The 1247-nt window shown below is 58.4% G+C and carries 1 protein-coding gene and 1 pseudogene; one reads left to right on the top strand and one right to left on the bottom strand.

The annotated features are described in order from the left end of the window. Positions 1-198, top strand: a pseudogene (locus tag NW849_RS14270) (30S ribosomal protein S1); the annotation flags it as partial. A gap of 330 nt (positions 199-528) precedes the next feature. Here the strand turns inward: NW849_RS14270 and NW849_RS14265 are convergent. Next, the coding region (locus NW849_RS14265) for a hypothetical protein (protein WP_414358497.1) at positions 529-1247 on the bottom strand (719 nt) is incomplete at its 5' end.

The raw sequence follows: 1247 nt of genomic DNA, 5'->3' as shown, positions 1-1247 counted from the left end.
ATCTCGCTGTCCACCAAGCAACTGGAGCCCAATCCCGGCGACATGATTCGGGATCCCAAGCTGGTTTACGAGAAGGCCGAGGAGATGGCAGCCAAGTACCGCGAGCAACTGTTGGCCGCTAAGCAAGGACAAGCGGCAGAGGCCCCACCGGAAGTGGTGGAAGAGGAGCTGGAATACGCGGCGGCGGCTGTGGAATGATCACAAACTTTGCGTATTTCTGCCTGCTACAAGGCTTAGCTAGGCCGCCGAGAAGCCCCGCCCTCTCTCGCTTTAGCGGCGCGGAGCGCTTTGCATCAGCATGAGTGCGGGAGTATGTCACGGCATGAGCCTTTGGTTCCATCAGTGTGAGTGGGGAGCTGAGGAGCGATCCATAAGCCCGTGGGGGCGGGGGCAGTCCAAATGTCCGAAGAGACGGGTACTGCTGCTGTGGCGAGGTAGGCTAAAACAGGAAGTGCGGCTGGCGTTCACGTAGTGTTGCCAACCTGCGCCAGTAACAGGAGTCCCCCACTTCTGAGCTTGAGGATCCTGTCAAAGACTGTAGATTTGCCCATCTACGAGCAGATGGGTGATGCCTTTCTTTTGCAGTTGGGTGCGCACAATCTCCAGGATGTAGCCGGGAAACTGGATCACCCGGTAGGGCGGGTAGGTGTTGCTGCCCCGACGGCTCATTTCGGAAAAGCGACGGGCCACCTTGTGGTTGTCGAAAATGGGCAGCGTATTGGCGTTGTCGATCCCTTCGATGGGCAGGGATCCGGAGCCAAAGAATTCCTTAAGGGGGCGGGTGGTCAGTTCTTGGTAGCGGTCAACAACGACGTAGCAGGTTTCCGGCAGGGTGAGCTCTTCCAGGGGCAACACCTGAATTCGATAGCCGGGATCGGTGAGGGGATCCTCTTCTGGCCCATCTTCATCTTCTAAGGGATAGTCAGGGTCGTCCTCATCTTCGTCCTCGTCTTCAAGGTCACGGTCTTCTTCGGTCTCTTCCTCCACATCCTCCAGATCTTCCCGAAGCCCAGCCGCCAACGGCAGTTCTTCTGGGGGCAGTTCTGGCAGAGACTCCGTCCCAGCAGTGTTATCCTCGCCTTCCTCGTTTGCGTTCGGCTCTGCGGGGGGCTCCGGCAAGGGAGATGGAGAAGGCAACTCCGGTTCCAGCGGCAAGATCTGCTGCTCCAAGGCTGGGATCCTGCCAACAGCAACTTTTTCCCCCATGTCTTTGCGGCGGGCAGCCGAGCGTTTGAGATGGATCAACC

The sequence above is a fragment of the Synechococcus sp. R55.3 genome (assembly GCF_047461975.1).
Lineage (GTDB): Bacteria > Cyanobacteriota > Cyanobacteriia > Thermostichales > Thermostichaceae > Thermostichus.
The sequence above is the reverse complement of the archived record's forward strand: the minus strand, read 5'-3'. Positions and strand labels throughout refer to the sequence as shown.